At 61.1% G+C, this 23,176-nt stretch carries 23 protein-coding genes and 1 pseudogene; 3 read left to right on the top strand and 21 right to left on the bottom strand.

Going from position 1 to position 23,176, the window contains the following annotated elements; genetic code table 11:
- Positions 1-169: 169 nt before the first annotated feature.
- The 11 genes and pseudogenes from FRT59_RS27550 to ubiE form a co-directional block, all read right to left on the bottom strand.
- A complete protein-coding gene (locus tag FRT59_RS27550) occupies positions 170-883 on the bottom strand; it encodes a methyl-accepting chemotaxis protein (RefSeq protein WP_411829018.1) in 714 nt (237 codons plus the stop codon).
- Between the two features lie 144 nt (positions 884-1,027).
- Positions 1,028-2,086: pseudogene (locus tag FRT59_RS27545) on the bottom strand (methyl-accepting chemotaxis protein); the annotation flags it as partial.
- A 142-nt stretch (positions 2,087-2,228) separates the two neighbouring features.
- Positions 2,229-2,936: a 16S rRNA (uracil(1498)-N(3))-methyltransferase gene (locus tag FRT59_RS15265; protein ID WP_198809699.1), complete on the bottom strand. Its 708-nt coding sequence runs from the start codon at positions 2,934-2,936 to the stop codon at positions 2,229-2,231.
- Positions 2,933-3,724, bottom strand: a complete 792-nt coding sequence (gene tatC, locus FRT59_RS15260; protein WP_153871585.1) for a twin-arginine translocase subunit TatC — start codon at positions 3,722-3,724, stop codon at positions 2,933-2,935. The genes FRT59_RS15265 and tatC overlap by 4 nt, the downstream gene beginning before the upstream one ends.
- Entirely contained in the window at positions 3,721-4,122 is a 402-nt protein-coding gene (gene tatB / locus FRT59_RS15255) for a Sec-independent protein translocase protein TatB (protein WP_153838674.1), read from the bottom strand. The genes tatC and tatB overlap by 4 nt, the downstream gene beginning before the upstream one ends.
- Positions 4,123-4,132: 10 nt before the next feature.
- Positions 4,133-4,411, bottom strand: a complete 279-nt coding sequence (locus FRT59_RS15250; protein ID WP_034117324.1) for a twin-arginine translocase TatA/TatE family subunit — start codon at positions 4,409-4,411, stop codon at positions 4,133-4,135.
- Between the two features lie 26 nt (positions 4,412-4,437).
- Entirely contained in the window at positions 4,438-4,770 is a 333-nt protein-coding gene (locus FRT59_RS15245; protein WP_003209299.1) for a phosphoribosyl-ATP diphosphatase, read from the bottom strand.
- Positions 4,771-4,772: 2 nt separating this feature from the next.
- Complete coding sequence (gene hisI, locus FRT59_RS15240; protein WP_034117325.1) at positions 4,773-5,165, bottom strand: phosphoribosyl-AMP cyclohydrolase; 393 nt, start codon at positions 5,163-5,165, stop codon at positions 4,773-4,775.
- A gap of 41 nt (positions 5,166-5,206) precedes the next feature.
- The gene (gene ubiB, locus FRT59_RS15235) at positions 5,207-6,811 is read right to left on the bottom strand and encodes a ubiquinone biosynthesis regulatory protein kinase UbiB (protein ID WP_034117326.1); all 1,605 of its coding nucleotides are present in this window, start codon (positions 6,809-6,811) and stop codon (positions 5,207-5,209) included.
- Positions 6,808-7,431 carry a ubiquinone biosynthesis accessory factor UbiJ gene (locus FRT59_RS15230; protein WP_034117327.1) on the bottom strand — a complete coding sequence of 208 codons (624 nt, stop codon included), beginning with the start codon at positions 7,429-7,431 and terminating at the stop codon, positions 6,808-6,810. Before FRT59_RS15230 ends, ubiB begins: the two co-directional genes overlap by 4 nt.
- Positions 7,431-8,201 (bottom strand): bifunctional demethylmenaquinone methyltransferase/2-methoxy-6-polyprenyl-1,4-benzoquinol methylase UbiE, encoded by a 771-nt coding sequence (gene ubiE, locus FRT59_RS15225; protein ID WP_003171186.1) that lies wholly within the window; start codon positions 8,199-8,201, stop codon positions 7,431-7,433. Before ubiE ends, FRT59_RS15230 begins: the two co-directional genes overlap by 1 nt.
- A 145-nt stretch (positions 8,202-8,346) precedes the next feature.
- Between ubiE and FRT59_RS15220 the strand changes: the two genes are divergently transcribed.
- From FRT59_RS15220 to FRT59_RS15210, 3 genes are all read left to right on the top strand, one after another.
- Positions 8,347-8,622, top strand: a complete 276-nt coding sequence (locus FRT59_RS15220; protein WP_053140503.1) for a polyhydroxyalkanoic acid system family protein — start codon at positions 8,347-8,349, stop codon at positions 8,620-8,622.
- A 104-nt stretch (positions 8,623-8,726) separates the two neighbouring features.
- Positions 8,727-9,149 carry a phasin family protein gene (locus tag FRT59_RS15215; RefSeq protein WP_153871584.1) on the top strand — a complete coding sequence of 141 codons (423 nt, stop codon included), beginning with the start codon at positions 8,727-8,729 and terminating at the stop codon, positions 9,147-9,149.
- A 12-nt stretch (positions 9,150-9,161) separates the two neighbouring features.
- Positions 9,162-10,136 carry a phasin family protein gene (locus FRT59_RS15210; protein ID WP_153871583.1) on the top strand — a complete coding sequence of 325 codons (975 nt, stop codon included), beginning with the start codon at positions 9,162-9,164 and terminating at the stop codon, positions 10,134-10,136.
- Between the two features lie 76 nt (positions 10,137-10,212).
- Here FRT59_RS15210 and FRT59_RS15205 read toward each other — a convergent pair whose 3' ends face one another.
- The 10 genes from FRT59_RS15205 to FRT59_RS15160 form a co-directional block, all read right to left on the bottom strand.
- Complete coding sequence (locus FRT59_RS15205) at positions 10,213-10,833, bottom strand: TetR/AcrR family transcriptional regulator (protein ID WP_153871582.1); 621 nt, start codon at positions 10,831-10,833, stop codon at positions 10,213-10,215.
- Between the two features lie 27 nt (positions 10,834-10,860).
- Positions 10,861-12,543, bottom strand: coding sequence for a class II poly(R)-hydroxyalkanoic acid synthase (phaC, locus tag FRT59_RS15200; RefSeq protein WP_034117333.1), 1,683 nt, complete (start codon positions 12,541-12,543; stop codon positions 10,861-10,863).
- An 89-nt stretch (positions 12,544-12,632) separates the two neighbouring features.
- Positions 12,633-13,478 (bottom strand): poly(3-hydroxyalkanoate) depolymerase, encoded by an 846-nt coding sequence (gene phaZ, locus FRT59_RS15195; protein WP_034117334.1) that lies wholly within the window; start codon positions 13,476-13,478, stop codon positions 12,633-12,635.
- A 42-nt stretch (positions 13,479-13,520) separates the two neighbouring features.
- Complete coding sequence (gene phaC, locus FRT59_RS15190) at positions 13,521-15,200, bottom strand: class II poly(R)-hydroxyalkanoic acid synthase (protein ID WP_153838678.1); 1,680 nt, start codon at positions 15,198-15,200, stop codon at positions 13,521-13,523.
- A gap of 249 nt (positions 15,201-15,449) precedes the next feature.
- Positions 15,450-15,827, bottom strand: coding sequence for a gamma-butyrobetaine hydroxylase family protein (locus tag FRT59_RS15185; RefSeq protein WP_034117336.1), 378 nt, complete (start codon positions 15,825-15,827; stop codon positions 15,450-15,452).
- A gap of 149 nt (positions 15,828-15,976) precedes the next feature.
- Positions 15,977-17,314, bottom strand: a complete 1,338-nt coding sequence (gene hslU / locus FRT59_RS15180; protein WP_034117337.1) for an ATP-dependent protease ATPase subunit HslU — start codon at positions 17,312-17,314, stop codon at positions 15,977-15,979.
- Positions 17,315-17,351: 37 nt separating this feature from the next.
- Positions 17,352-17,882, bottom strand: a complete 531-nt coding sequence (hslV, locus tag FRT59_RS15175; RefSeq protein WP_003171209.1) for an ATP-dependent protease subunit HslV — start codon at positions 17,880-17,882, stop codon at positions 17,352-17,354.
- A 257-nt stretch (positions 17,883-18,139) separates the two neighbouring features.
- Positions 18,140-18,841: an SPOR domain-containing protein gene (locus FRT59_RS15170; RefSeq protein WP_034117338.1), complete on the bottom strand. Its 702-nt coding sequence runs from the start codon at positions 18,839-18,841 to the stop codon at positions 18,140-18,142.
- Position 18,842: 1 nt separating this feature from the next.
- The gene (gene argS / locus FRT59_RS15165; RefSeq protein ID WP_153838679.1) at positions 18,843-20,579 is read right to left on the bottom strand and encodes an arginine--tRNA ligase; all 1,737 of its coding nucleotides are present in this window, start codon (positions 20,577-20,579) and stop codon (positions 18,843-18,845) included.
- A 229-nt stretch (positions 20,580-20,808) separates the two neighbouring features.
- A complete protein-coding gene (locus FRT59_RS15160) occupies positions 20,809-23,028 on the bottom strand; it encodes a primosomal protein N' (RefSeq protein ID WP_162524890.1) in 2,220 nt (739 codons plus the stop codon).
- Between the last annotated feature and the right edge of the window lie 148 nt (positions 23,029-23,176).

Here is a 23,176-nt window from a genome sequence, read left to right as displayed (position 1 = left end):
CATCAGCAAAAAGAGAGCGTTTCGCAATCCGGCTGACGCAGGTCAGGAGGAGTGGGAACGCTAAATCTTTTCGGCACGGGGCGCGTAAGAGTTGACCTGAAAGACGTGTAGGAAATTTCACAAGTTGCAGGGGGTGACCCAGCACGGGCCACCCCATGGTGTGAGCGTGTCAGACCCTGAAGCGGCCGACCAATGCTTGCAAATGAGTGCCCAGCCGCGCCAGTTCGGTACTCGAGGCGGCGGTCTCCTCACTGGCCGCAGCCGTTTGCTCCGAGATATCGCGCACATTCAAGACACTGCGGTTGATCTCTTCGGCCACGGCACTTTGTTGCTCGGCGGCGGTGGCGATTTGCGAGTTCATTGCCTGGATGGTCGAGACGGTACGGGTGATATTACCCAGCGCGTTACCTGCCCGGCGCGTCAGTTCAACGCTGCTTTCGGTCAGCCCACGGCTGTTGTCCATGATGGTCGCCACCTGCTGGGTGCCGCTTTGCAGGCCGATGATCAACTCTTCGATCTCTTCAGTGGACTTCTGCGTGCGCTGGGCCAGGCTGCGCACTTCATCGGCCACCACGGCAAAACCACGCCCGGCCTCACCGGCACGCGCTGCTTCAATGGCTGCGTTAAGCGCCAGCAGGTTGGTTTGCTGGGCCACGGATTTGATGACGTCGAGCACGCTGCCGATCTTGTCGCTTTCGCGCTTCAGGTCGCCCATGGCCACCGTGGAATTGCCGACTTCGGTCGCCAGGCGTTCGATCTGGGCGATGGCTTCACCGACCACCTGGTCGCCTTCACGGGCCTGCTGATCGGCGGCCACGGCGGCCTCAGAAGCTTCCTCGGCATTGCGCGCCACTTCCTGCACGGTCGCAGCCATCTCGTTCATGGCGGTGGCCACCTGGTCGGTCTCGACTTTTTGGCTGTTGACCCCGGCGCTGGTCTGCTCGGTAACGGCGGACAACTGCTCGGCCGCGCTGGCGATCTGGGTGACGCCGTCGCTGATACCGCCGATCAACTCACGCAGGCCCACGGTCATGCTTTGCATGGCGCGTTGCAGTTGGCCCAATTCGTCTTGGCGGCCGGAATCCAGGTTGTGGCTCAGGTCGCCGGAGGCCACGCGCTCGGCGACTTTGAGGGTCTGGTTCAGAGGGATGACGATTTGGCGGGTAATGGCCCAGGCGGCGACGATGCCGAAGATCAGCGCCAGCACGGTGGCGAGCAGCAACAGGTATTTGGCCTGCGCGGCATCGGTGTCACGCACGGCAGTCTGGGAGACGGTGAGTTTTTCACTGTGGCTCAGCAGGATATCGCCCTGGGCGATCATGGTTTGCAGGGCCGCAGCGCTGGCGACCTGGGCGTCGCGATACTGGCTGACCGCAGCGCGGTAGGCTTGCAGTGAGACAGCGGCTTCCTGAAGGTTGGTCTGGTATGGCGCCGGCAACTGGCCTTGCAGTTCGGAGATTTTCTTCAGGGCGTTGTCGATGGCATCCAAGGCCGGCTGTTCAGCTTCGACTTTACCGCTGTAGGTGTAGCCGCGTACCTGAAAGCGTGATTGCTGGATCAGCTTGCTCAGGTCGACCACGCTATTGAACTGGGTGACGCTGTCGCCTTGCAGCAGGGTTTTCTCAATCTCGTTGATCTTGGCGACGGCGTTGTCGGCGGTGTCGCCGAGTTTGCTGCGGGCGCCCTCACGCTTGAGGCCCGCCTGGACCATGGCGGCGAAGGCCTTTTTGTATTGGTTCAAGGCTTCCAGTTGTTGTTCGACCAGGGCTTTATCGTCAGGTTGCTCGATCAGGTCGGCGGCGGTTTTCAGGCCAGTGTCCAGTTGGCCGAGCAGACCGTTGACCGCATCCGTGCCTTGTTCGCCACGGCGCATTTCAAAGTCCAGGCGCGCCAGGCGCAGGTCTTTGGTCAGGCCGCTGAGGCTGGAGATAAAGCCCAGCTTGTCGCCGCGGCTGATCACGTCACCCAGGCCTGTCCAGCCGGTAAAGGTGATCAACAGCGTCAGGATCAACACCAGGCCAAAGCCAACGCTCAGCTTGCGGTTGACGCTCACATTCCCCAGTTTCTCGGCTAACCAACGATACATGCAGCGAACTCCTCTGGAACAAGGCTTGGATTTATTCAGAGGCTATCGGCACGGGCGCAGGATTCTGTAGCGCCACAGATCCAATGTGGGGGGGGGGCAAGCACCCTCCCACATTTAGGCTGCGGTGTTTTTGTATTTGATATCAGAACAGTCGGGCGAGCAGGGCCGTCACGGCGGTTTCGACCCGCAGGATGCGTGCGCCTAGCTGCACTGGTTGTAAACCGGCTTTGGAGAGCAGGTCTACCTCATAAGGAATCCAACCACCTTCCGGGCCAATCGCCAGCGTCACCGGTTCATCCAACCCGCGTGGGCAAGCAGGGTAATCGCCGGGATGGCCGATCAGGCCCAGGGTGCCAGCGGTCATGGCCGGCAGGCGGTCTTCGACAAACGGCTTGAAGCGTTTTTCGATAATGATCTCGGGCAGCATCGTATCCCGCGCTTGTTCCAGGCCGAGGATCAGTTGCTCGCGGACGGCTTCAGGCTCCAGGAACGGGGTTTGCCAGAAGCTTTTTTCCACCCGGTAACTGTTGACCAGCACCACCTTCGGCACGCCCATGGCCGCCACGGTTTGCAGTACCCGGCGCAGCATTTTCGGGCGGGGCAGGGCCAGCAGCAGGGTCAAGGGCAGCTTTGGCGGCGGCGGTTGGTCGAAGCTGACTTGCAGCTCCGCTTCACCGGCGTCCAGGCGCAGCAGTTGGGCGTTGCCCATCAGCCCGCCAATACGGCCCACGCGCAGGTTGTCGCCTACGGCGGCGCGGTGGACTTCCTGCATATGCACCAGGCGCCGATCACGCAGCACCACCCGGTCGGCCGCAATAAAGTCGGCGTCTTCCAGCAGCAGCAGGTTCACGGCTGGGTCGCTGGCGGCTGGTCGTCGTCGGCAGTCTGGTCGTCCGGGTGTTCGCCACGCTTGCTGATCAAGCCGCTGAACAGGATGCCCACTTCGAACAACATCCACATCGGCACGGCCAGCAAGGTCTGGGAAAAGATATCCGGCGGCGTGAGGATCATGCCGACCACGAAGCAGCCGATGATCACGTACGGGCGGATCTTCTTCAGGTACTTGACGTCGACCACGCCGATCCACACCAGCAACACCACGGCCACCGGGATTTCGAAGGCCACGCCGAAGGCAAAGAACAACGTCATCACGAAGTCGAGGTAGCTGGTGATATCGGTCATCATCTCTACGCCGGCCGGGGTGGCGGCGGCGAAGAACTTGAAGATCAGCGGGAACACCAGGAAGTAGGCGAAGGCCATGCCGGTGTAGAACAGCAGAATGCTCGACACCAGCAACGGTACGGCGATGCGCTTCTCATGCTTGTACAGGCCCGGGGCGATAAAGCCCCAGATCTGGTGCAGGATCACCGGGATCGCCAGGAACAGCGAGACCATCATGGTCAGCTTCAACGGCGTCAGGAATGGCGACGACACATCGGTGGCGATCATCGTCGCGCCGACGGGCAGGTATTGGCGCAACGGCGTGGAAACGAAGGTGTAGATCTGCTGGGTAAAGGCGAACAGCCCGGCAAAAATGATGAAGATGGCCGCTACGCAACGCAGCAGGCGGGTACGCAGCTCGGTGAGGTGCGAGACCAGCGGCATGTGCTGGTCGTTTTCCGGTTTATCAGCGCTCATGGGGCTCGCGGCGGCAATGTAGGGTCATGGGGCGCGGGCGACGCGTCGGGCGTCGGCGCGGGCTCTGTCGGGGCGGGCTCGGCAGCAGGGGCAGGCACGGGCGCGATGCTGTGCTCAACCACCGGTGGTGTAACCGGCTTGGCCGGTTCTTGCACCGGAGAAAGAATATTGCGCGCTTCTTGCTCCAACGACAGGATATGTTCGTTGTGCAATTGCCGGCGGATCTCGTCGGCGCCGATTTCCCGTTCAACTTCCTGTTTGATCGCGTTGAAACTGCGTTTCAGGCGCCCGATCCACAGGCCGGCGGTGCGTGCGGCACCGGGCAGGCGTTCCGGCCCCAGTACCAGCAGGGCCACCAGGCCGACGAGCAGCAGTTCAGAGAAGCTGATACCAAACATTAGTCAGTGCTCACGAGTCTTTGCGGGTCGGCTCTTGGACTTTTTCAGCCTGCACGTCGAAGGTGCGACGCTCGGTGATCGGCTGGGCGGCCTGCGGGTGCACAGGCTGGGCCGGTGGCACCGGATTGGCCGTCGGCTCGGTTGGCTTTTCGTCGTCGTTCATGGCCTTGCGAAAGCCCTTGATCGACTCGCCGACGTCAGTGCCGAGGTTCTTGAGTTTCTTGGTGCCGAACACCAGTACCACTACTACCAGAATGACGATCCAGTGTTTCCAGTCAAAAATGCCCATGCTGCAAATCCTCAAGTCTTAGTTATTCAGGCGGACGGGCGCGAGGCCTTCTCGGCGTGCCCGGACAAGCCGAAGCGACGGTCCAGTTCATCCAGCACGGCCTGTGGATGCTGCCCCAGTTGGGCGAGCATGACCAGGCTATGGAACCACAAGTCGGCGGTCTCATAGATTACATCGCTGCAATCACCGCTGATTTGCGCGTCCTTGGCCGCAATGATGGTCTCGACGGATTCTTCGCCGAGTTTTTCCAGAATCTTGTTCAGACCCTTGTGGTACAGGCTGGCGACGTAAGAGCTGTCGGCATCCGCGCCTTTACGGTCTTCCAGTACCTGGGCCACACGGTTCAGGGTATCGCTCATGTTCAGTGTCCTGCCGAGTAGATAGCGTGCGGGTCTTTGAGCACCGGTTCCACGACCTTCCATTCGCCGTTCTCGAACACGCGATAAAAGCAGCTGTGGCGCCCGGTATGGCAGGCGATACCACCGATCTGTTCGACCATCAGGATCACCACGTCGGCATCGCAGTCCAGGCGCATCTCATGGAGGGTCTGCACATGCCCGGACTCTTCGCCCTTGCGCCACAGTTTGCCACGCGAACGTGACCAATAGATGGCGCGCTGCTCAGTGGCGGTGAGGCTCAGGGCCTCGCGGTTCATCCAGGCCATCATCAGCACGCGCCCGGTCTTGTAGTCCTGGGCAATGGCCGGCACCAGGCCGTCACTGTCCCACTTTATCTCGTCCAGCCAGTCTTTCATGTTCGGCTCCGGCAATTTGCGACAGTGTATAACCGGATTGGCTATCGACGCACGATCAGATAAACGCCCACGGCCACCATGATCCCGGCCGGCCAGTGGCCCAGTTGGTTCAATGGCCCGCCAATCGCTAGCATCACACCGCCCACCAGGTGCGCGGCGCCGAGCAGGCGCAGGAACCAGTCGTCCTTGCGCTTTTGCCATGGCGGCGCGGGGTCTTTGGCGTGGGGCTGGGACATGCGCTCCAGCAGGTCGCGGGTCATGTTGGCCAGGTGCGGCAATTGTTCGAACTGGCTGTGCAGGTTGCCCAGCAGGGTTTTCGGGCTGACCCGCTCGCGCATCCAGCGTTCAAGGAACGGCTGCGCGGTGTTCCACAGGTCAAGGTCCGGGTACAGCTGGCGGCCCAGGCCCTCGATGTTGAGCAGGGTTTTCTGCAGCAGTACCAACTGCGGCTGCACTTCCATGTTGAAGCGCCGCGCAGTCTGGAACAGGCGCATCAGCACCTGGCCGAATGAAATATCTTTTAACGGTTTTTCAAAGATCGGCTCGCACACGGTGCGGATCGCCGCTTCGAATTCGTTGAGCTTGGTTTCCGCCGGCACCCAGCCAGAATCGATGTGCAACTGCGCCACGCGGCGATAGTCGCGCTTGAAGAAGGCAAACAGGTTGCGCGCCAGGTAATCCTGGTCTTCCGGGGTCAGGCTGCCGACGATGCCGCAGTCGATTGCGATGTACTGCGGGCTCCACGGGTTGACGGTGCTGACGAAGATGTTGCCCGGGTGCATGTCGGCGTGGAAGAAACTGTCGCGGAACACCTGGGTGAAGAAGATCTCCACACCGCGCTCGGCGAGCATCTTCATGTCAGTGCGCTGGTCGGCCAGGGTGGCGAGGTCGGTGACCTGCACGCCGTAGATGCGCTCCATCACCAGCACTTTGGGCCTGCACCAGTCCCAATACACTTGTGGCACATAGAGCAGCTGCGAGCCTTCGAAGTTGCGCCGCAGTTGGCTGGCGTTCGCCGCCTCGCGCAGCAGGTCGAGTTCGTCGTAGATGGTTTTTTCGTAGTCGGCGACCACGTCCACCGGGTGCAGCAGGCGCGCATCGGCGGAGAAGCGTTCGGCAGCGCGTGCGAGGACAAACAGCCATGCCAGATCCTGGCCGATGATCGGCTTGAGGCCCGGGCGAATCACCTTCACCACCACTTCTTCGCCGGTCTTGAGCTGTGCGGCGTGTACTTGTGCGACCGAGGCCGAGGCCAGCGGCTCGACGTCGAAGCGGCTGAACACCTCGCTGATCTTCTTGCCCAATTGTGCTTCGATCAGCGCCATCGACTGTTGCGAGTCGAATGGCGGCACGCGGTCCTGCAACAGCATCAGCTCGTCGGCGATGTCTTCGGGCAGCAGGTCGCGGCGGGTCGAGAGGATCTGCCCGAACTTGATAAAAATCGGCCCCAGGTCCTGCAACGCCAGGCGCAGGCGCGCACCACGGCTCAGCTCCAGCTGCTTGCGCGGGAACCAGCGCCACGGCAGCACATAACGTACCGCCAGCAGAAACCAGGGCAGGGGCAGGGCAAACAGCAGGTCATCGAGGCGGTAGCGGATTACGACGCGCTGGATACGAAACAAACGGCGGACGGCGAGCAGCTTCATGCGTTATCGCTTGGATCAAGGGAACGGCTCAGGCGTTCGAAGCGGGCCTCGAGGCGTTCCAGGTCGATTTTGGCCTTGTCGAGTTCACGAAAGCGCGCTTGCGCTTCCCGTTGCCCGACCAGGGTGCGCGATTCTTCGCTCAGGTATTCGGCGAGGTTCTGGTTGAGGCTGGCGAAACCTTGCTGGTACCAGCGCGTGCGGCTGCGCAGGTGCCCGCTGATCAACTGGGTGGCGACGGGGCCGATCCAGCGTGACAGTTCGTACTCCCAGTCCAGCTCCAGGTCTTGCAGCACGGCGGCCAGGTCCATCAGCACCGCGCTGTCGCCTTCCAGCTCCACCTCGGGGCTGTGGAGGATAGCGGTCTTGTTGCGGCTCAGCGCCAGGTGCAACAGGCTCGAGGCCGGCGCACGCAAGGTGCAGTCGGCTTCAGCGGCCCATTGAGTAGCGAGCAGCAGGCCTTCATCGCTGGGCAGGATAAACAGCTGCACGGCGGGGCTACGGCAGTCGACGGCAATCACCTTGCCGGTCAAGTGCGCGAGCCGCGCCAGGGCGGTGCTGTCCAGGCGCAGTACACGGTTGAGGCCATGTTCGACGCTGGCGAGAAGGCCTTGCAGCAACATCAGGGCTTGATACCGCGGTGCAGGGCGACGATGCCGGAGGTCATGTTGTGGTAAGTCACGCGGTCGAAACCGGCCTCTACCATCATCGACTTCAGGGTCTCCTGATCGGGGTGCATGCGGATCGATTCGGCCAGGTAGCGGTAGCTTTCGGCGTCATTGGTGATCAGCTTGCCCATCAGCGGCATGAAGGCGAACGAGTAGGTGTCGTAGACCTTGGACATCAGTGCGTTGGTCGGCTTGGAGAACTCCAGCACCAACAGGCGGCCACCCGGCTTGAGGACGCGCAGCATCGAGCGGATCGCGTCTTCCTTGTGGGTGACGTTGCGCAGGCCGAAGGCGATGGTCACGCAGTCGAAATGGTTGTCTGGGAACGGCAGCTTCTCAGCGTCGGCCTGGACGAACTCGATATTGCCGGCCACGCCTTTATCCAGCAGGCGATCGCGGCCAACCTTGAGCATCGAACCGTTGATATCGGCCAATACCACCTGGCCGGTCGGGCCAACCAGCTTGGAGAACTTGGCGGCCAGGTCGCCCGTGCCACCGGCGATGTCCAGCACGCGGTTGCCGGTGCGTACGCCCGACAACTCGATGGTGAAGCGCTTCCACAGGCGGTGCATGCCGCCGGAGAGCACGTCGTTCATCAGGTCGTACTTGGCCGCCACGGAGTGGAACACCTCAGCGACTTTTTCCGCTTTCTGGCTTTCCGGGACGTTCTTGAAGCCGAAGTGAGTGGTGGGTTCGGCATCGCTGCCTTTGCGCTGATCAGTCATATCGCTGTCACCAAAAGAGAATGCGGGACATGATAATCCCCAAGGTCTACTTTGTCTTGGCAAGGCTGAAGGTAAGATAGGCGCTCACCGAGACCTTTTGCCGCATGGCAGGTGTTCTGAGTCGTTATAAAGAGGAGTCATTGCAATGGCCCGTATTACCGTTGAACGTGCACATTCCCTGGGCAAGGAAGGCGCCCGGGCGAAGGCCGAGAAGTTGGCGCACAAACTCAAGGAACAATATGGCCTGGAGCCTTCATGGTCGGGCGACACCCTGAACCTCAAGCGGTCGGGGGTCAAAGGCACGGTGTTAGTGGCAGATGATTCACTGCGCATTGATGTGGAACTTGGCCTGTTGATGTCGGCCATGAGTGGCACGATCAAGTCCGAAATCGAGAAAGCCCTGGATAAAGCGCTGGCCTGACGCTGGTGTTCTTAGGGTGCCGATTCTAATTTTAAACCCTACTTTGTGCCCAAGCCCTCAACTCTTGCGGGCCGTCCTCCACCCTATTTTGCGTGAGGTGCACCATGGCCAAAGTTATTTTGAAGAAAAAAATCGACATTCAGACCATCACCCTGAGTGAGGTTAAAAGCTATGCCCGCAAGATCTGGCTGGCAGGTCTTGGTGCCTATGCCAAGGTCGGCAGCGAGGGCGGCGAGTACTTCAAGGAGCTGGTAAAGAGCGGTCAACATGTTGAAAGTAAAGGTAAAAAAGTTGTAGTTGAACAACTTGATGCTGCCAACAGTCAGATTGACCAAGTAAAGAGTAACGTCTCCAGCGTCAAAGGCCTGGTTGAAGTTCAACTGGATAAAGTTGAAAAAGCTTTTGATACTCGTGTCGGCAGTGCCTTGAATCGGATCGGCATTGCGTCTAAACATGACGTGGAGACACTCTCTGCTAAGCTCGAAGAGCTGACGGCATTGCTCGAACGTGTCGCGCGTAAACACTAAGGAGACATCGGGATGGCTGTTAAAAAGACTACTCAGAAAGAAGGCAGCTCGTGGGTCGGGAAAGTTGAAGAATATTCCCGCAAAATCTGGCTCGCTGGTTTAGGCGTGTACTCGAAGATCGACAGTGACGGCAGCAAACTCTTCGAGACATTGGTTAAAGACGGCGAGAAGGCCGAGAAGTTGACCAAGAGCACGGTTGGTAAAAAAGTAGAAGCTGCCAAGGCCAGTGCGGGTTCCGCCAAGTCGAGCATTTCTGATACGTGGGGCAAGTTGGAAGAAACTTTCGACAAACGCCTCAACAGTGCTATTTCGCGACTGGGCGTGCCGAGCAAGGCTGAGTTGAAAACGCTGCACAGCAAGGTCGATACCCTGACCAAGCAAATCGAAAAACTCACTGGCGCCAAAGTGGCTCCAGCGAAGACTGCGGCAGCAAAGCCTGCTGCAAAACCAGCAGCCAAGCCCGCGGCTAAAACTGCGGCTGCAAAACCCGCTGCTAAAACGGCTGCCAAGCCTCTGGTTAAAGCTGCCGCCAAGCCGGCTGCTAAACCAGCGGCCAAGGCTCCAGCCAAGCCTGCTGCAAAACCGGCTGCCAAGCCTGCCGCTAAAACTGCTGCCGCCAAACCAGCCACCAAGCCTGCCGCTAAGCCAGTGGCCGCTAAAGCAGCCGCGAAACCTGCGGCTAAACCGGCTGCCAAGGTCGCTGCAAAACCTGCCGCTAAACCCGCTGCGGCCAAACCAGCAGCCAAGCCAGCCGCTGCGAAACCAGCAGCCAAGCCTGTAGCAGCCAAGCCGGCGGCCAAACCTGCCGTAGCCAAAAAGCCTGCGGTTGTGAAAAAGCCAGCAGCGCCAAAGCCAGCCGCGGCCGCCAAGCCAGCAACGGCGGCAGCACCGGCTGCTTCCACAGCCAATTCGGTGTCCGCACCGTCCCACACGGCTGCTACCTCGACTGCTACGCCGGTAACGCCGACGCCATCCAGTCAGTCCTGATTGTCCGAGGACAAAAAAATGCCCGGCCTGCAGAGGTCGGGCTTTTTTTTAGGGTGGTTTTATCCACACCCCATTTTTAATCGGTGTTATCCAGGTATTTGAGTGCAAACCGCTCGGTCGCCTGCCGCGCCGTCGGCAGCAGATGCGGCGCCACCAGCATTATGATCTGGTAAACCACCACCTGCACCTCGCCCTCACGGTCGAGAATCCGCTGGTAATCCAGGGAAAACAGCAACGTCAGGGTGATCTGCTCCACCAGTTGCCCCAGCGCCTGGGTGCCACTGACCAACTGCCCCGATGCTTTCAACCGCGCAAGCAATGATGCCAGTGTTCGTTTAAGCGCCGTAAGCAGGCTTCGAATGCCCTTGGCCAGTTTCGGCAAACGCCCGGCCAGGTTCGACAGGTCCTGGAACAGAAACCGGTAGTGGGCCATGCGCTCGACAATCAGGTGCAGGAACAGCCAGTAATCCTCGGCCTCCAGTTGCGCATCGGCGGGAGGGTCGAGCAAGGGCGCCAACTCGCATTGAAAGCGCTCGAACAGCCCGAGCACCAACGGCTCCTTGCCGTGGAAGTGGTAGTAGAGGTTGCCGGGGCTGATCCCCATTTCATTGGCCACCTCCATGGTCGACACGTTCGGCTCGCCCTTGTGGTTGAACAACTGCAGGGCACATTCAAGGATACGGTCGCGCGTCTTCATCCAGTCTTCTTAATCTGATCGTTGAGCTCAACGCACTCGCACGTAAGTGCCCGGCGCTGCTTCCATCGGTGGGTAATTCTGGTTGCCCAGGGCGGTGAGGGTTTCGCGTTGTACGCCCGAGCGCTGCTGGATCCACTCCAGCCACTGCGGCCACCAACTGCCTTCGACGTGATGAGCGTCGTAGTACCAGGCGCGCGGGTCGCTGCTCAGCTTGAGGTTTTCGACGTAGTTGGCCTTGGGGTTGCCCGGCGGGTTGAGGATGCTCTGGATATGCCCGCTGTTGGACAGCACAAAGCGCCGCTCGCCGCCCAGCAGTTGGGTGGAGCGATACACCGCGTCCCACGGCGTGATGTGGTCGTTGATCCCGGCCACGCTGAAGCTGTCCACCGTGACCTTGCGCAAGTCGATAGGTGTGCCGCACACCTCCAGCCCGCCGGGGTGGCTCAGGGGGTTGTGCTTGAAGAAGTCCAGCAGGTCGCCGTGCAAGGCGGCGGGCAGGCGCGTGTTGTCGTTGTTCCAGTACAGGATGTCGAAGGCCGGCGGCTCCTTGCCCAGCAGGTAATTGTTGATCCAGTAGCTCCAGATCAGGTCGTTGGGGCGCATCCAGGCAAACACCTTGGCCATGTCGCGGCCGTCCAGCACGCCTTGCTGGTAGGAGCGGCGCTTGGCGGCCTCCAGGGTTTGCTCATCCGCGAACAAAGTAGCCGGGCTGTCGATCTGGCTGTCCAGCAGGCTTACCAGGTAACTGGCGCTGGAGATGCGCCGCAACTGGCGCTTGGCTTGCAGGTGGCCTTGCAGGGCGGCGATGGTCAGGCCACCGGCGCAGGCGCCCATCAGGTTGACCTCGCGGGCGCCGGTGATCGCCCGGCACACGTTGAGTGCTTCTTCCAGCGCCGCTACGTAGGTGGACAGGCCCCATTCACGATGGCGCACGTCCGGGTTGCGCCAACTGACCATGAACGTCTGCAGCCCGTTTTTCAGCGCGTACTGCACAAAGCTGTTAGCCGGGCTCAGGTCGAAGATGTAGTACTTGTTGATTTGCGGCGGCACCACCAGCAGCGGCTTGGCGTACTGTTTTTCGCTCATGGGCTTGTACTGGATCAGTTCCAGCAGCTCGTTGCGAAACACCACCGAGCCGGGCGTGGTCGCCACCGTCTTGCCGACTTCGAAGGCGTGCTTGCTGACCTGGCGCGGCAGCCCATTGTTGTGCAGCAGGTCTTCGAACAAGTTGCTCACGCCGCGCACTACGCTGTTACCGCCGGAGTTGAGCAGTTCTTTGATCGCCAGCGGGTTGAGCAGGGTGTTGGAGGGTGAGACTGCATCGTTGAGCAGGGAAAAAGCGAAGTGCGCGCGGGCCCGGTCATCGGCGTTCAGGCTACTGTCATCGATCCAGTGACGCGTCTGTTTCTGCCAGCTCAGATAGGCCTGCAAGCTGCGCCGGTACAGTGGGTTGAGCGTCCAGGTGGGGTCTGTGAAGCGACTGTCCCTGGGGTTGGGTTCATGCACGGTTTCACCCAGCAGCACGCGGCCCAGTTGGCCGCCCAGCGCCAGGGCATGACGGGCGGTATGCACAGGGTTGCGCAAACCATGGGCGGCCACGCTGCGCAGGGTCGACAGCAGATCCCGCCCCCTGAGACCGGTGATCGCATTTTGTGCATTGATGAACGCAGCAGGGGTGGGCGCCGGGTTCGTCACGGGTCTTTCTCGCATGAGCCAACACTCCTTCGTCAAGGCAACAACAGGCACGCCAATTCAGAACCATAGTCGGTTCCTGGCAAGTTGCGCGGTGGTGTGGTCCTTCACACCGCCGGGCGCGGATGTATCACGGCGCGCAGGCGCTCCTCCTCGAGAAACTTCATGATGATCGGCGCCACGGCTTCGGCCCGAGTGATCAGGAACAGGTGGCCATCATCGATGATGTGCAACTGCGCGTTGGGAATACGCCAGGCGAGCAGGCGCATGTTGATCAGCGGGATCAGCGGGTCATCGTCCCCGGCCAGCACCAGGGTGGGCTGGCGGATCTTGTGCAGCCAATGAATGCTGGTCCAGCCCACCCCGGCGAACAGCTGCCAGTAGTAACCCAGCTTGCCGGCCGAGCGTACTTTGCTCGCGTGTTCGGCGGCCAGGTTCGAATCGCGGCGAAACGAACCGCCATAAATCATCGGTGCAATGCGCACCACGTGGGATGGCTGGATATAGCGCCGGGGGCTGGCCATCAGCCACAGCACTTTCGGTTTGCCCGGCACCATAAAGGCCCCGGCAGCCGTCGCCGCCAGGATCAGCTTCTTGCAGCGTTCCGGGTAGTCATAGGCGAACTGCTGCGCCAGCGCCCCGCCCCAGGACACACCCACCGCGTTCACCTGGCCGTAGTCGAGGTAATCGAGCATGCGTGCGGTAAGTTTGGCCAGGCCAGGGAAGCGATAAGGTCGCTTAGGCGTCGATGAACCACCGACACCGGGCACGTCGAAGGCGATCACTTCCAGATCCGGGTCCAAGGCCTGGACGAACGGAAACACCAACTCAAGGTTGGCGCCAATGCCGTTGAAAATCAGCAACGGCGTCAAGTGAGGCTTGCCCGGGCGTACCGCCGTGCGGATGGTCTGGCCATCCAGGTCGATGGTACGGAAGATGAACGGTTGCGGCATGCTCAAGCCCTGTGAAGTGTTACAGGAGGAATACGCTCCAATCTACCGCTCATGTACATAGGTACCTGGCGCCGCTTCGGCTGCGGCATAGGTTTTATTGCCTAATGTCGCCGGTGCTTTTTTCAATTTGCCCGCCCGCTCCGCCTGCCACACTTGCCAATGCAACCACCATGAATCGGTGTGCTTGGTCGCATTTTCCTGCCACTCAAGCGGCTTGCCCGCCAGGCCTTCGCCGGTCTGGTAGCGCGCCTTGGGGTTGCCCGGTGGGTTGAGTATGCTCTGGATATGCCCGCTGCTGGACAGCACAAACTCCACCTTGCCGCCAAACAATTGCGCCGACTTGTAGCAGGACTGCCACGGCGTGATGTGATCGTTGGTGCCGGCCAGGGAGTAGATATCGGCGGTGACCTGCTTGAGGTCGATGGGCGTGCCGCACACTTCCAGGGCGTTGGCGCGTACCAATGGGTTGTTCTTGAACAGTTCGATCAGGTCGCCATGGAACGCTGCCGGCAAGCGTGTGGTGTCGTTGTTCCAGAACAGGATGTCGAACACCGGTGGCTCGTTGCCCAGCAGGTAATTATTGACCCAGTAGTTCCAGATCAGGTCGTTGGGGCGCATCCAGGCGAATACCTTGGCCATGTCGCGGCCCTCCAGCACGCCTGCCTGGTACGAATGGCGCTTGGCCGCTTCCAGCGTCTGCTCGTCCACAAACAGCGCCACCTGGGTATCCAGGGTAGTGTCCAGCACGCTTACCAGCAGGGTCAGGGCGTTGACCTTCTTCTCCCCCAGCGCCGCGTAGTGGCCCAGCAGCGCCGTGCAGGTGATGCCACCGGAGCAGGCAGCGAGCATATTCACGTCCTTGCTACCGGTAATCGCCGTGACCACATCGACCGCTTCCTTGAGCGCCTCGATATAGGTCGACAGCCCCCATTCGCGCTGGGCCTTGGTGGGGTTGCGCCAACTGATGATAAAAGTCTGTTGCCCATTGCGCAGGCAGAAGCGCGCCAGGCTCTTATCCGGGCACAGGTCGAATACATAGAATTTGTTGATTTGCGGTGGCACTACCAGCAGTGGGCGCTCGTGTACCTGCTCGGTGATGGGCTTGTACTGGATCAGCTCCAGCACATCGTTGCGAAACACCACCGCGCCTTCGCTGGTGCCCAGGGTCTTGCCGACTTCAAAGGCGCCCATGTTGACCTGGCTGGGCATGCCGCCGTTGTGCACCATGTCCTTGGCCAGGTGGGACAAGCCATCGAGCAGGCTTTTACCGCCGGTTTCAAAGAAGCGTTTGACCGCCGCCGGGTTGGCCGCGCTGTTGGTGGGGGCCATGGCTTCGGTCATCAGGTTGATCACGAAGTGGCCGCGGCTGATGTCGTGTGCCGACAGGTTGCTGTCGTCGATCCAGTCGTGAAGTTCCTTGCGCCACGCCAGGTAAGTCTGCAGATAACGTTTGTAGAGCGGGTTCTGGCTCCAGGCCGGGTCGTTGAAGCGACGGTCGTCGCCCTCGGGTACCAGTGGGGATTTGCCGAGCATCACATTCTTCAATTCGACGCCAAAATGGGCGACGTGCTTGACGCTGTGCAACGGTTGCTTGATGGCTTGGGTCAGCACCATCCTGGCCGAGGCCAATAAATCCTTTTTGCGTAACGCGATGATCGGGTTCAGCCCCAGGGTGTTTTCCGAGGCCTGGCGTTTCAAGTCATCGTTATTCTTGTTACTCATCTACGACGCTCCATTGTCCGAAAGACGAGTACCGGGTACCGCTGTGCACCCAATTTCGATACACAACACAAGCCTGGTACTGCGACTCGGGTGACCGTTGATACCACATCGTCAAATGCAGGGAACTTGCCAGTTCCATTGGTTACCCGAGTTTATTTTTTTTCGCAAGCGGGCCAATCATTGGCCACGCGACAGGGCATTCAAGCAGATGAAATTAGAAAATGCGTTCTAAACAGCAAGACGCCTGGGCTAGAGCATCAGCCGCACGACCGACTGACTCGGGTCGCGGGTTTTTCCGGCCGCTTTGAGCTCGGCGAGGTAGTCGGCCCACAGCGCCTCCTGACGTACGGCCAACTGGTAGAGGTAGTCCCAGGTGAACAGCCCGCTGTCATGGCCGTCGTCGAAGGTCAATTTCAGTGCGTACTGGCCGGCCGGTTCCAGCTTGATCAACCGCACGTTGAGTTTGCCGAATTGCAGAATGGGTTTGCCGTGGCCCTGGACCTCGGCGGAAGGTGAATGCACTCGCAGGAATTCGGCGGGTAGTTGATAGGTTTCGTCTGGCCCGTAGGTGAGGCCGAGGGTGTTGGAGGTTTTGTGCAGGTTTACAGCAGTAGGAAACTTGGCCATATGAGGTGCTCCTGAATAAACCGGCTTGAAAATGTGGGAGGGGGCTTGCTCCCGATAGCGGTGGATCAGTCAGCTTATCTGTAGCTGACCCACTGCAATCGGGGGCAAGCCCCCTCCCACATTTGAAGCAAAGCAGTTCTATGTGAGGCTTACAGGATATAACGAGACAGATCTTCGTTCTGCGCCAATTCACCCAGGTGACTGTTGACGTAGTCGGCATCGATCATGATCGCTTCGCCATTCTGCGCACCGGCCATGTCGCCGGCACTGAACGACACTTCCTCAAGCAGGCGCTCAAGCAAGGTGTGCAGGCGACGGGCACCGATGTTCTCGGTCTTCTCGTTGACCTGCCAGGCGATTTCCGCCAGGCGCTTGATACCGTCCGGCTGGAACTCGATGCCCAGGCCCTCGGTTTTCAGCAACTCACGGTACTGCTCGGTGAGCGATGCGTGAGGTTCGCTGAGGATGCGCTCGAAGTCGCCCGGGGTCAGCGCCTTGAGTTCCACGCGAATCGGCAGGCGGCCTTGCAGCTCGGGCACCAGGTCGCTTGGCTTGCTCAGGTGGAAGGCGCCGGAGGCGATAAACAGGATGTGGTCAGTCTTGACCATGCCCAGCTTGGTGTTGACGGTGCAGCCCTCGATCAGCGGCAGCAGGTCCCGCTGCACGCCTTCGCGGGACACATCGACGCCACCGGAGTTGCCGCGCTTGGCCACCTTGTCGATCTCGTCGATAAACACGATGCCATGCTGCTCGACTGCTTCCAGCGCCTTGGCCTTGAGTTCTTCCTCATTGACCAGGCGCCCGGCTTCTTCGTCGCGCACCAGCTTGAGCGCTTCCTTGACCTTGAGCTTGCGGCTTTTCTTCTTGCCCTTGCCCATGTTGGCGAACAGGTTCTGCAGCTGGCTGGTCATTTCTTCCATGCCAGGCGGGGCGGAGATATCCACGCCAGACACTTCGGCCACTTCGATCTCGATTTCCTTGTCATCCAGCTGGCCTTCACGCAGGCGCTTGCGGAACAGCTGGCGAGTGTTGGAATCCGAGGCCGGGGCGGCGTCTTCGTTGAAGCCCATGCGTGCCGGTGGCAGCAGGGCGTCGAGGATACGTTCTTCAGCGGCGTCTTCGGCGCGGTGGCTGACCTTGGTCACTTCCTGTTCGCGCAGCATCTTCAGGGCGGCGTCAGCCAGGTCACGAATGATCGACTCGACGTCGCGGCCCACATAGCCGACTTCGGTGAATTTGGTCGCTTCGACCTTGATGAACGGCGCATTGGCCAACTTGGCCAGGCGCCGGGCGATTTCGGTTTTACCCACGCCGGTCGGGCCGATCATCAGGATGTTCTTTGGCGTGACTTCAACGCGCAGTTCTTCCGGCAGTTGCATCCGGCGCCAGCGGTTGCGCAGCGCGATGGCTACGGCGCGCTTGGCATCGTCCTGGCCGATGATATGGCGATTGAGTTCATGGACGATTTCGCGGGGGGTCATGGACATAGTGTCTGGCGGCCTCAAGCGGGAATAAGCCTAGGGCTTATTCGGCGAGGTCCTGCTCCTCAATGGTCTGGTTGTGGTTGGTGAACACGCAGATATCGCCGGCGATACCCAGGGCAGTCTCGACGATTTCCCGGGCCGACAGGTCGGTTTTCTTCAGCAGCGCACTGGCCGCCGCTTGGGCGTAGCCACCGCCGGAACCCATGGCGATCAGGCCATGTTCGGGCTCAACCACGTCACCGTTGCCGGTGATGATCAAAGAAGCGTCTTTGTTCGCGACGGCGAGCATGGCTTCCAGGCGGCTGAGGGAGCGGTCGGTGCGCCATTCTTTGGCAAGTTCGACAGCGGCGCGTACCAGGTGGCCCTGGTGTTTCTCAAGCTGGCCTTCAAAGCGTTCGAAGAGGGTAAAGGCGTCGGCGGTAGCACCTGCGAAGCCGGCAAGCACTTGGCCGTGGTACAGGCGGCGCACTTTTTTCGCGTTGCCTTTCATCACGGTGTTGCCAAGGGAAACCTGGCCGTCGCCGCCCATGACAACTTTGCCGTGGCGACGTACTGAAACGATGGTGGTCAAGGGGAGAGTCTCCACGCAGCGGGGCGAAAATGCCCTGATGGAAACTGATATGGGGGTGGTGCAGATGATTTCAAGCGTAGAGGGCGACGGCGGACGAGTGGTGTTTATTGGTCTGACACCTATTCAAGAACACCGTAAAACCAAATGTGGGAGGGGGCTTGCTCCCGATTGCGGACTGTCAGCCAATGAATAGGTTGACTGATACACCGCTATCGGGGGCAAGCCCCTCCCACATTAGCCCTGCTATGCCTTCGAAATCAGCGGCTCTGGCGTTGTTGTAACAACAGGTTGCTAAACCCGGCCCCGGCCAATTGTTTCTGCGCCACGGTCAGCTGTTCACGGTTGCTGAACGGCCCTACCAGTACGCGATACCAGGTCGCTTCCTTCACAGTGCCGGACTCAACCGTCACCGCCTGGCCCAACAGGATGATCTGCGCACGCACACGATCGGCATCCGCTTGTTTCGGGAACGAGCCCGCCTGCAGGAAGAACTTGGTCACCGGCGCGGCCTTGGTGGCGGCCACTGGCGGCGCTGGCGGAGGAGTGATCCCGGCCAACGCGGCCTGGGCACGCGCCGTGTCGATTTTCGCCGCTTCCGCTGGGGTCACTGGCGTGGTCGGCACTTGTGGCGTCGGCAGGGTTTTCTCCGGCACGGCGTCAGGTGGCACGATCACTTCCGATTCCGGCAGCAAGGTATAGAAGTCGTACTTCGGCTTCACCGGTGCCGTCGGGCTCGGCGCAGTCTTGTTGGCTTCGGCCATTTTCGTGGCCTTCTGCTGCTCTTGCTTGACCCGTTTGACGTCATCGCCCTTGCCCGGGTCGAGCTTCATCAGGAACACGATAAACGCGCCGACCGTGAGGCCGATGGCCATCCACAACCACCCCGGGATAGGTTGCTTCGCCGGTGCCTGGTAGCGACTGGCGCCGCGCTTGGGTGCAGGTTTTTTCTTGGCAGCCAACTTACATACGCTCCAGAGTTTCCAGGCCCAAAAGTTCCAGGCCTTGCTTGAGGGTGCGTCCAGCCAGGGCGGCGAGGCGCAGGCGACTTTGTTTCTGGGCTTCGTCGTCGGCGGTGAGGATCGGGCAGTTCTCGTAGAAACTGGAGAACAACCCGGCCACTTCGTACAAATAGGTGCACAGGATATGCGGTGTGCCTTTCTCGCCCACGCTGTTCAGCACTTCGCCGAACTGCGCGAGCTTGGCGGCCAGTTCCTGTTCATGGGCGGCGTCCAGCACGATGTGGCCTTCGACTTCGCTGAAGTCCTTGCCCAGCTTGCGGAACACACCGGCCACGCGGGTGTAGGCGTACAGCAGGTACGGCGCGGTGTTGCCTTCGAAGTTGAGCATCAGTTCGAAGTTGAAGCTGTAGTCGCTGGTGCGGTGCTTGGACAGGTCGGCGTATTTCACCGCGCCAATGCCTACCACGCGGGCGATGTTGCGCAGGTCGGCCTCGGCCAGCTCCGGGTTCTTTTCCTTCACCAGGTTGTAGGCGCGTTCCTGGGCTTCGTTCAGCAGGTCGATCAGCTTTACGGTGCCGCCGTCGCGGGTCTTGAACGGGCGGCCATCGGCGCCGTTCATGGTGCCGAAGCCCATGTGTTCCATGTGCATCGGGTGGGTGACGAAACCGGCGCGACGGGCCACTTCGAACACTTGCTGGAAGTGCAGGGCCTGGCGCTGGTCAACAAAGTACAGCGCACGGTCGGCCTTGAGCACGCCGCTGCGGTAGCGCACGGCGGCCAGGTCGGTGGTGGCGTAGAGGTAACCGCCATCGGCCTTGACGATGATCACCGGCAGCGGCTCGCCGTCGGCGGTCTTGAATTCTTCGAGGAACACGCACTGCGCGCCGTTGCTCTCGACCAGCAGGCCCTTGGCCTTGAGGTCGTTGACCACGTTGATCAGGTCGTCGTTGTAGGCGCTTTCGCCCATCACGTCGGCCATGGTCAGTTTGACGTTGAGCAGCTCGTAGATTTCCTGGCAGTGGGACAGCGAGATGTCACGGAAGCGCGACCACAGCTCCAGGCATTCCTTGTCACCGGCCTGCAGCTTGACCACCAGGCCGCGGGCGCGGTCGGCGAATTCTTCGGATTCGTCGAAACGCTTCTTGGCGGCGCGGTAGAAGTTTTCCAGGTCCGACAGCTCGTTGCTGGTGATCGGGTTTTCCTGCAGGTAGGCCATCAGCATGCCGAACTGGGTGCCCCAGTCGCCTACGTGGTTCTGACGGATCACGGTGTCGCCGAGGAATTCCAGCACCCGTGCCACGCCGTCGCCGATGATGGTGGAGCGCAGGTGGCCAACGTGCATTTCCTTGGCCAGGTTCGGTGCCGACAGGTCAATGGCCACGCGCTGCAGCGGGCCGGCCTTGCGCACGCCGATCCTGGCGTCGGCCAGGGCCGCGTCCAGGCGCGACGCCAGGGCCTGGGTGTTCTGGAAGAAGTTGATGAAGCCAGGGCCGGCGATTTCGGCCTTGGTCACACTCTCGTCGGCCGGCAGCGCGGCAATGATTTTTTCCGCCAGGTCGCGCGGTTTCATGCCGGCCGGCTTGGACAGCATCATCGCGATATTGCTGGCGAAGTCGCCATGGGTCTTGTCGCGGGTGTTCTCCACCTGGATCGCCGGCGACAGGCCTTCAGGCAACACACCTTCGTTGACGAGTTGGGTGAGGGCTTGTTGGATCAGCTGGCGAATGGTGTCTTTCATGGTGTTCTCTTTCGACCGCAAGCGGCGGTGCGCGATGCGCAGGTGGAAAAACTGGGCATTATCCGTGGCGAGGGCGGGCTTGCCAACCGTTCCGGACCTGTGGAGCGTTTTAAGGTCTGTAGGAGCGAGCTTGCTCGCGAAAATCGTTAACGATAACGCGGGCTTTCTGGTTTAACGCGCAGCTCTGGAGTTTTTCGCGAGCAAGCTCGCTCCTACAGTGGTTTGTGGATCAGTACAGGTCTACCGGGTCCACATCCAGCGACCATCGCACTTGCCGGCCGCTCGGCATTTGCTCCAGCTCAAGCATCCAGCTACTTAATAGTCGATGCAGCGGCGCACGCGAGGTTGCCTGCAAGAGTAGCTGAGCGCGATAACGTCCGGCGCGACGTTCCATAGGCGCGGGCACCGGGCCGAGTAGCTCGATGCCACTCAAGCCCAGTTCACCGAGCAAACGTTCGGCAACGCTGCAGGCTTCATCGAGAAACCCTTCGGCCTGGCCCGGCTTGTGGGCTTCGGCGCGTAGCAACGCCAGGTGCGCGAAGGGCGGCAGGCCAGCCGCACGGCGTTCACTCAAGGCCTGCTCGGCGAAGGCAAAGTAACCTTGTTCTGTCAGTTGAATCAGCAGCGGGTGGTCGGCCAAGTGCGTCTGGATAATCACCTTGCCCGGCTCTTCGGCCCGCCCGGCCCGACCTGCCACCTGCACGATCAACTGCGCCATGCGTTCGCTGGCGCGGAAATCCCCGGAGAACAGCCCGCCGTCGGCATCCAGGATCGACACCAGGGTCACCCGTGGGAAGTGATGCCCCTTGGCGAGCATCTGCGTGCCCACCAGGATGCACGGCTGGCCTTTCTGGATGGTGGTAAACAGCTGGTTCATGGCGTCTTTGCGTGACGTGCTGTCGCGGTCTACCCGCAGCACCGGGTAATCCGGAAACAGAATGCCCAGGCGCTCTTCGGCGCGCTCGGTGCCGGCCCCCACCGGGCGCAGGTCCACCTTGCCGCACTGCGGGCAGTGGCGTGGCACCCGTTCTACGTGGCCGCAGTGGTGGCAACGCAGTTCACCGTGGCGCTGGTGCACGGTCATGCGCGCATCGCAGCGCTCGCATCCGGACATCCAACCGCAGTCATGGCACAGCAGCGTCGGGGCAAAACCACGGCGATTGAGAAACACCAGGACCTGCTGGCCGGCGGCGAGGGTCTGGCCGATCGCCTGTTGCATCGGCCCGGAAATACCGCTGTCCAGCGGGCGACTTTTCACGTCCAGGCGCAAGAAGCGCGGTTGCTTGGCGCCGCCGGCGCGTTCGTTCAGTCGTAGCAGCCCGTAACGGCCGGTGTAGGCGTTGTGCAGGCTTTCCAGGGAGGGTGTTGCCGAGCCCAGTACAATCGGAATGTCTTCCTGGCGTGCGCGCACCAGCGCCAGGTCGCGTGCGTGGTAGCGCAGGCCTTCCTGCTGTTTATAGGAGCCGTCGTGCTCCTCGTCGATGATGATCAGCCCAGGGTTTTTCATCGGCGTGAACAGCGCCGAACGGGTGCCGATAATGATGTCGGCCTCGCCGTCCCGCGCCGCCAGCCACGACTCCAGGCGCTCACGGTCATTGACCGCCGAGTGCACCAGGGCGATGCGGGCGTTGAAGCGTTGCTCGAAACGCGCCAGGGTCTGTGGGCCCAGGTTGATCTCCGGGATCAGCACCAGCGCCTGCTTGCCGGCCTGCAGGGTTTCGCGGATCAGTTGCAAATACACTTCGGTCTTGCCGCTGCCCGTGACCCCAGCCAGCAGGAAGGCGTGGAAACTGTCGAACCCGGCGCGGATCGCCTCGTATGCGGCGCGTTGCTCAGGGTTCAGCGGCAATTCCGGCTGGGCCAGCCAGTGTTCGTGGCGCGGGTCTGGGGCGTGCTTGCGGATTTCCACCTGCACCAGGCCCTTGGCCAGCAGCAGGTCGAGGCTGTCCTTGCTCAGCATCAACTTGCTTAATAGCTGATGGGCGACGCCGTGGGGGTGCTGGGCCAAGGTGGCCAGGGCTTCACGCTGGCGCGGGGCGCGGGCGATACGCGGGTCGTCGAGCCGCGCGCCGGGCACCATCGACCAGAAACGTTCCTGGCGCGCTTCGGCCAGTTCACCCTGGCGCAGTAGCACCGGCAGCGCCCAGCTCAAGGTGTCGCCCAAGCTGTGCTGGTAATACTGCGCGGTCCACAGGCACAGCTTGAACAGCTCGGGCGGCAGCGGTGGCGTGGTGTCGAGGATGGCTATGGCGGGCTTGAGCTTTTCGGCGGGCACTTCGCTGTGATCGGTAACTTCCACCAGGATGCCGATCATCTCCCGCCGCCCAAATGGCACACGCACACGCATGCCCGGCTGCAACTGCGCCCGCAGCACGCCGACCGGAGCCCGGTAATCGAACAGGCGGCGCAGGGGCGAGGGCAGGGCGAGGCGCAAAATGGCGTCGGGCACGCGAGGGGTCTCATATATAAAGGCGGGCGATGGTGCAGGGGCGGGAGCCTAGCAGACGAGGGGGGGCTTGGGTATGCCTCGCTTTTCTGATGAAAGGCGCTTTTATCTTTACAAGCAAAGAGTGTCGCCGCTTGCGCGTTTAAAAAGG

This window comes from Pseudomonas haemolytica, from assembly GCF_009659625.1.
Taxonomy (GTDB): Bacteria; Pseudomonadota; Gammaproteobacteria; order Pseudomonadales; family Pseudomonadaceae; genus Aquipseudomonas; species Aquipseudomonas haemolytica.
The sequence above is the reverse complement of the archived record's forward strand: the minus strand, read 5'-3'. Positions and strand labels throughout refer to the sequence as shown.

Coding starts and splice junctions, on each gene's coding strand:
- ubiB (WP_034117326.1), bottom strand. CDS start 6,811: ATGAAGCTGCTCGCCGTCCGCCGTTTGTTTCGTATCCAGCGCGTCGTA.
- tatB (WP_153838674.1), bottom strand. CDS start 4,122: ATGTTTGGTATCAGCTTCTCTGAACTGCTGCTCGTCGGCCTGGTGGCC.
- argS (WP_153838679.1), bottom strand. CDS start 20,579: ATGAAAGACACCATTCGCCAGCTGATCCAACAAGCCCTCACCCAACTC.
- hisI (WP_034117325.1), bottom strand. CDS start 5,165: ATGAAAGACTGGCTGGACGAGATAAAGTGGGACAGTGACGGCCTGGTG.
- FRT59_RS15205 (WP_153871582.1), bottom strand. CDS start 10,833: ATGAAGACGCGCGACCGTATCCTTGAATGTGCCCTGCAGTTGTTCAAC.
- FRT59_RS15185 (WP_034117336.1), bottom strand. CDS start 15,827: ATGGCCAAGTTTCCTACTGCTGTAAACCTGCACAAAACCTCCAACACC.
- FRT59_RS15215 (WP_153871584.1), top strand. CDS start 8,727: ATGGCCAAAGTTATTTTGAAGAAAAAAATCGACATTCAGACCATCACC.
- ubiE (WP_003171186.1), bottom strand. CDS start 8,201: ATGACTGATCAGCGCAAAGGCAGCGATGCCGAACCCACCACTCACTTC.
- phaC (WP_153838678.1), bottom strand. CDS start 15,200: ATGAGTAACAAGAATAACGATGACTTGAAACGCCAGGCCTCGGAAAAC.
- hslU (WP_034117337.1), bottom strand. CDS start 17,314: ATGTCCATGACCCCCCGCGAAATCGTCCATGAACTCAATCGCCATATC.
- phaZ (WP_034117334.1), bottom strand. CDS start 13,478: ATGCCGCAACCGTTCATCTTCCGTACCATCGACCTGGATGGCCAGACC.
- FRT59_RS15230 (WP_034117327.1), bottom strand. CDS start 7,431: ATGTTGCTGCAAGGCCTTCTCGCCAGCGTCGAACATGGCCTCAACCGT.
- tatC (WP_153871585.1), bottom strand. CDS start 3,724: ATGAGCGCTGATAAACCGGAAAACGACCAGCACATGCCGCTGGTCTCG.
- FRT59_RS15220 (WP_053140503.1), top strand. CDS start 8,347: ATGGCCCGTATTACCGTTGAACGTGCACATTCCCTGGGCAAGGAAGGC.
- FRT59_RS15250 (WP_034117324.1), bottom strand. CDS start 4,411: ATGGGCATTTTTGACTGGAAACACTGGATCGTCATTCTGGTAGTAGTG.
- FRT59_RS15245 (WP_003209299.1), bottom strand. CDS start 4,770: ATGAGCGATACCCTGAACCGTGTGGCCCAGGTACTGGAAGACCGTAAA.
- phaC (WP_034117333.1), bottom strand. CDS start 12,543: ATGCGAGAAAGACCCGTGACGAACCCGGCGCCCACCCCTGCTGCGTTC.
- FRT59_RS27550 (WP_411829018.1), bottom strand. CDS start 883: ATGAACGAGATGGCTGCGACCGTGCAGGAAGTGGCGCGCAATGCCGAG.
- FRT59_RS15210 (WP_153871583.1), top strand. CDS start 9,162: ATGGCTGTTAAAAAGACTACTCAGAAAGAAGGCAGCTCGTGGGTCGGG.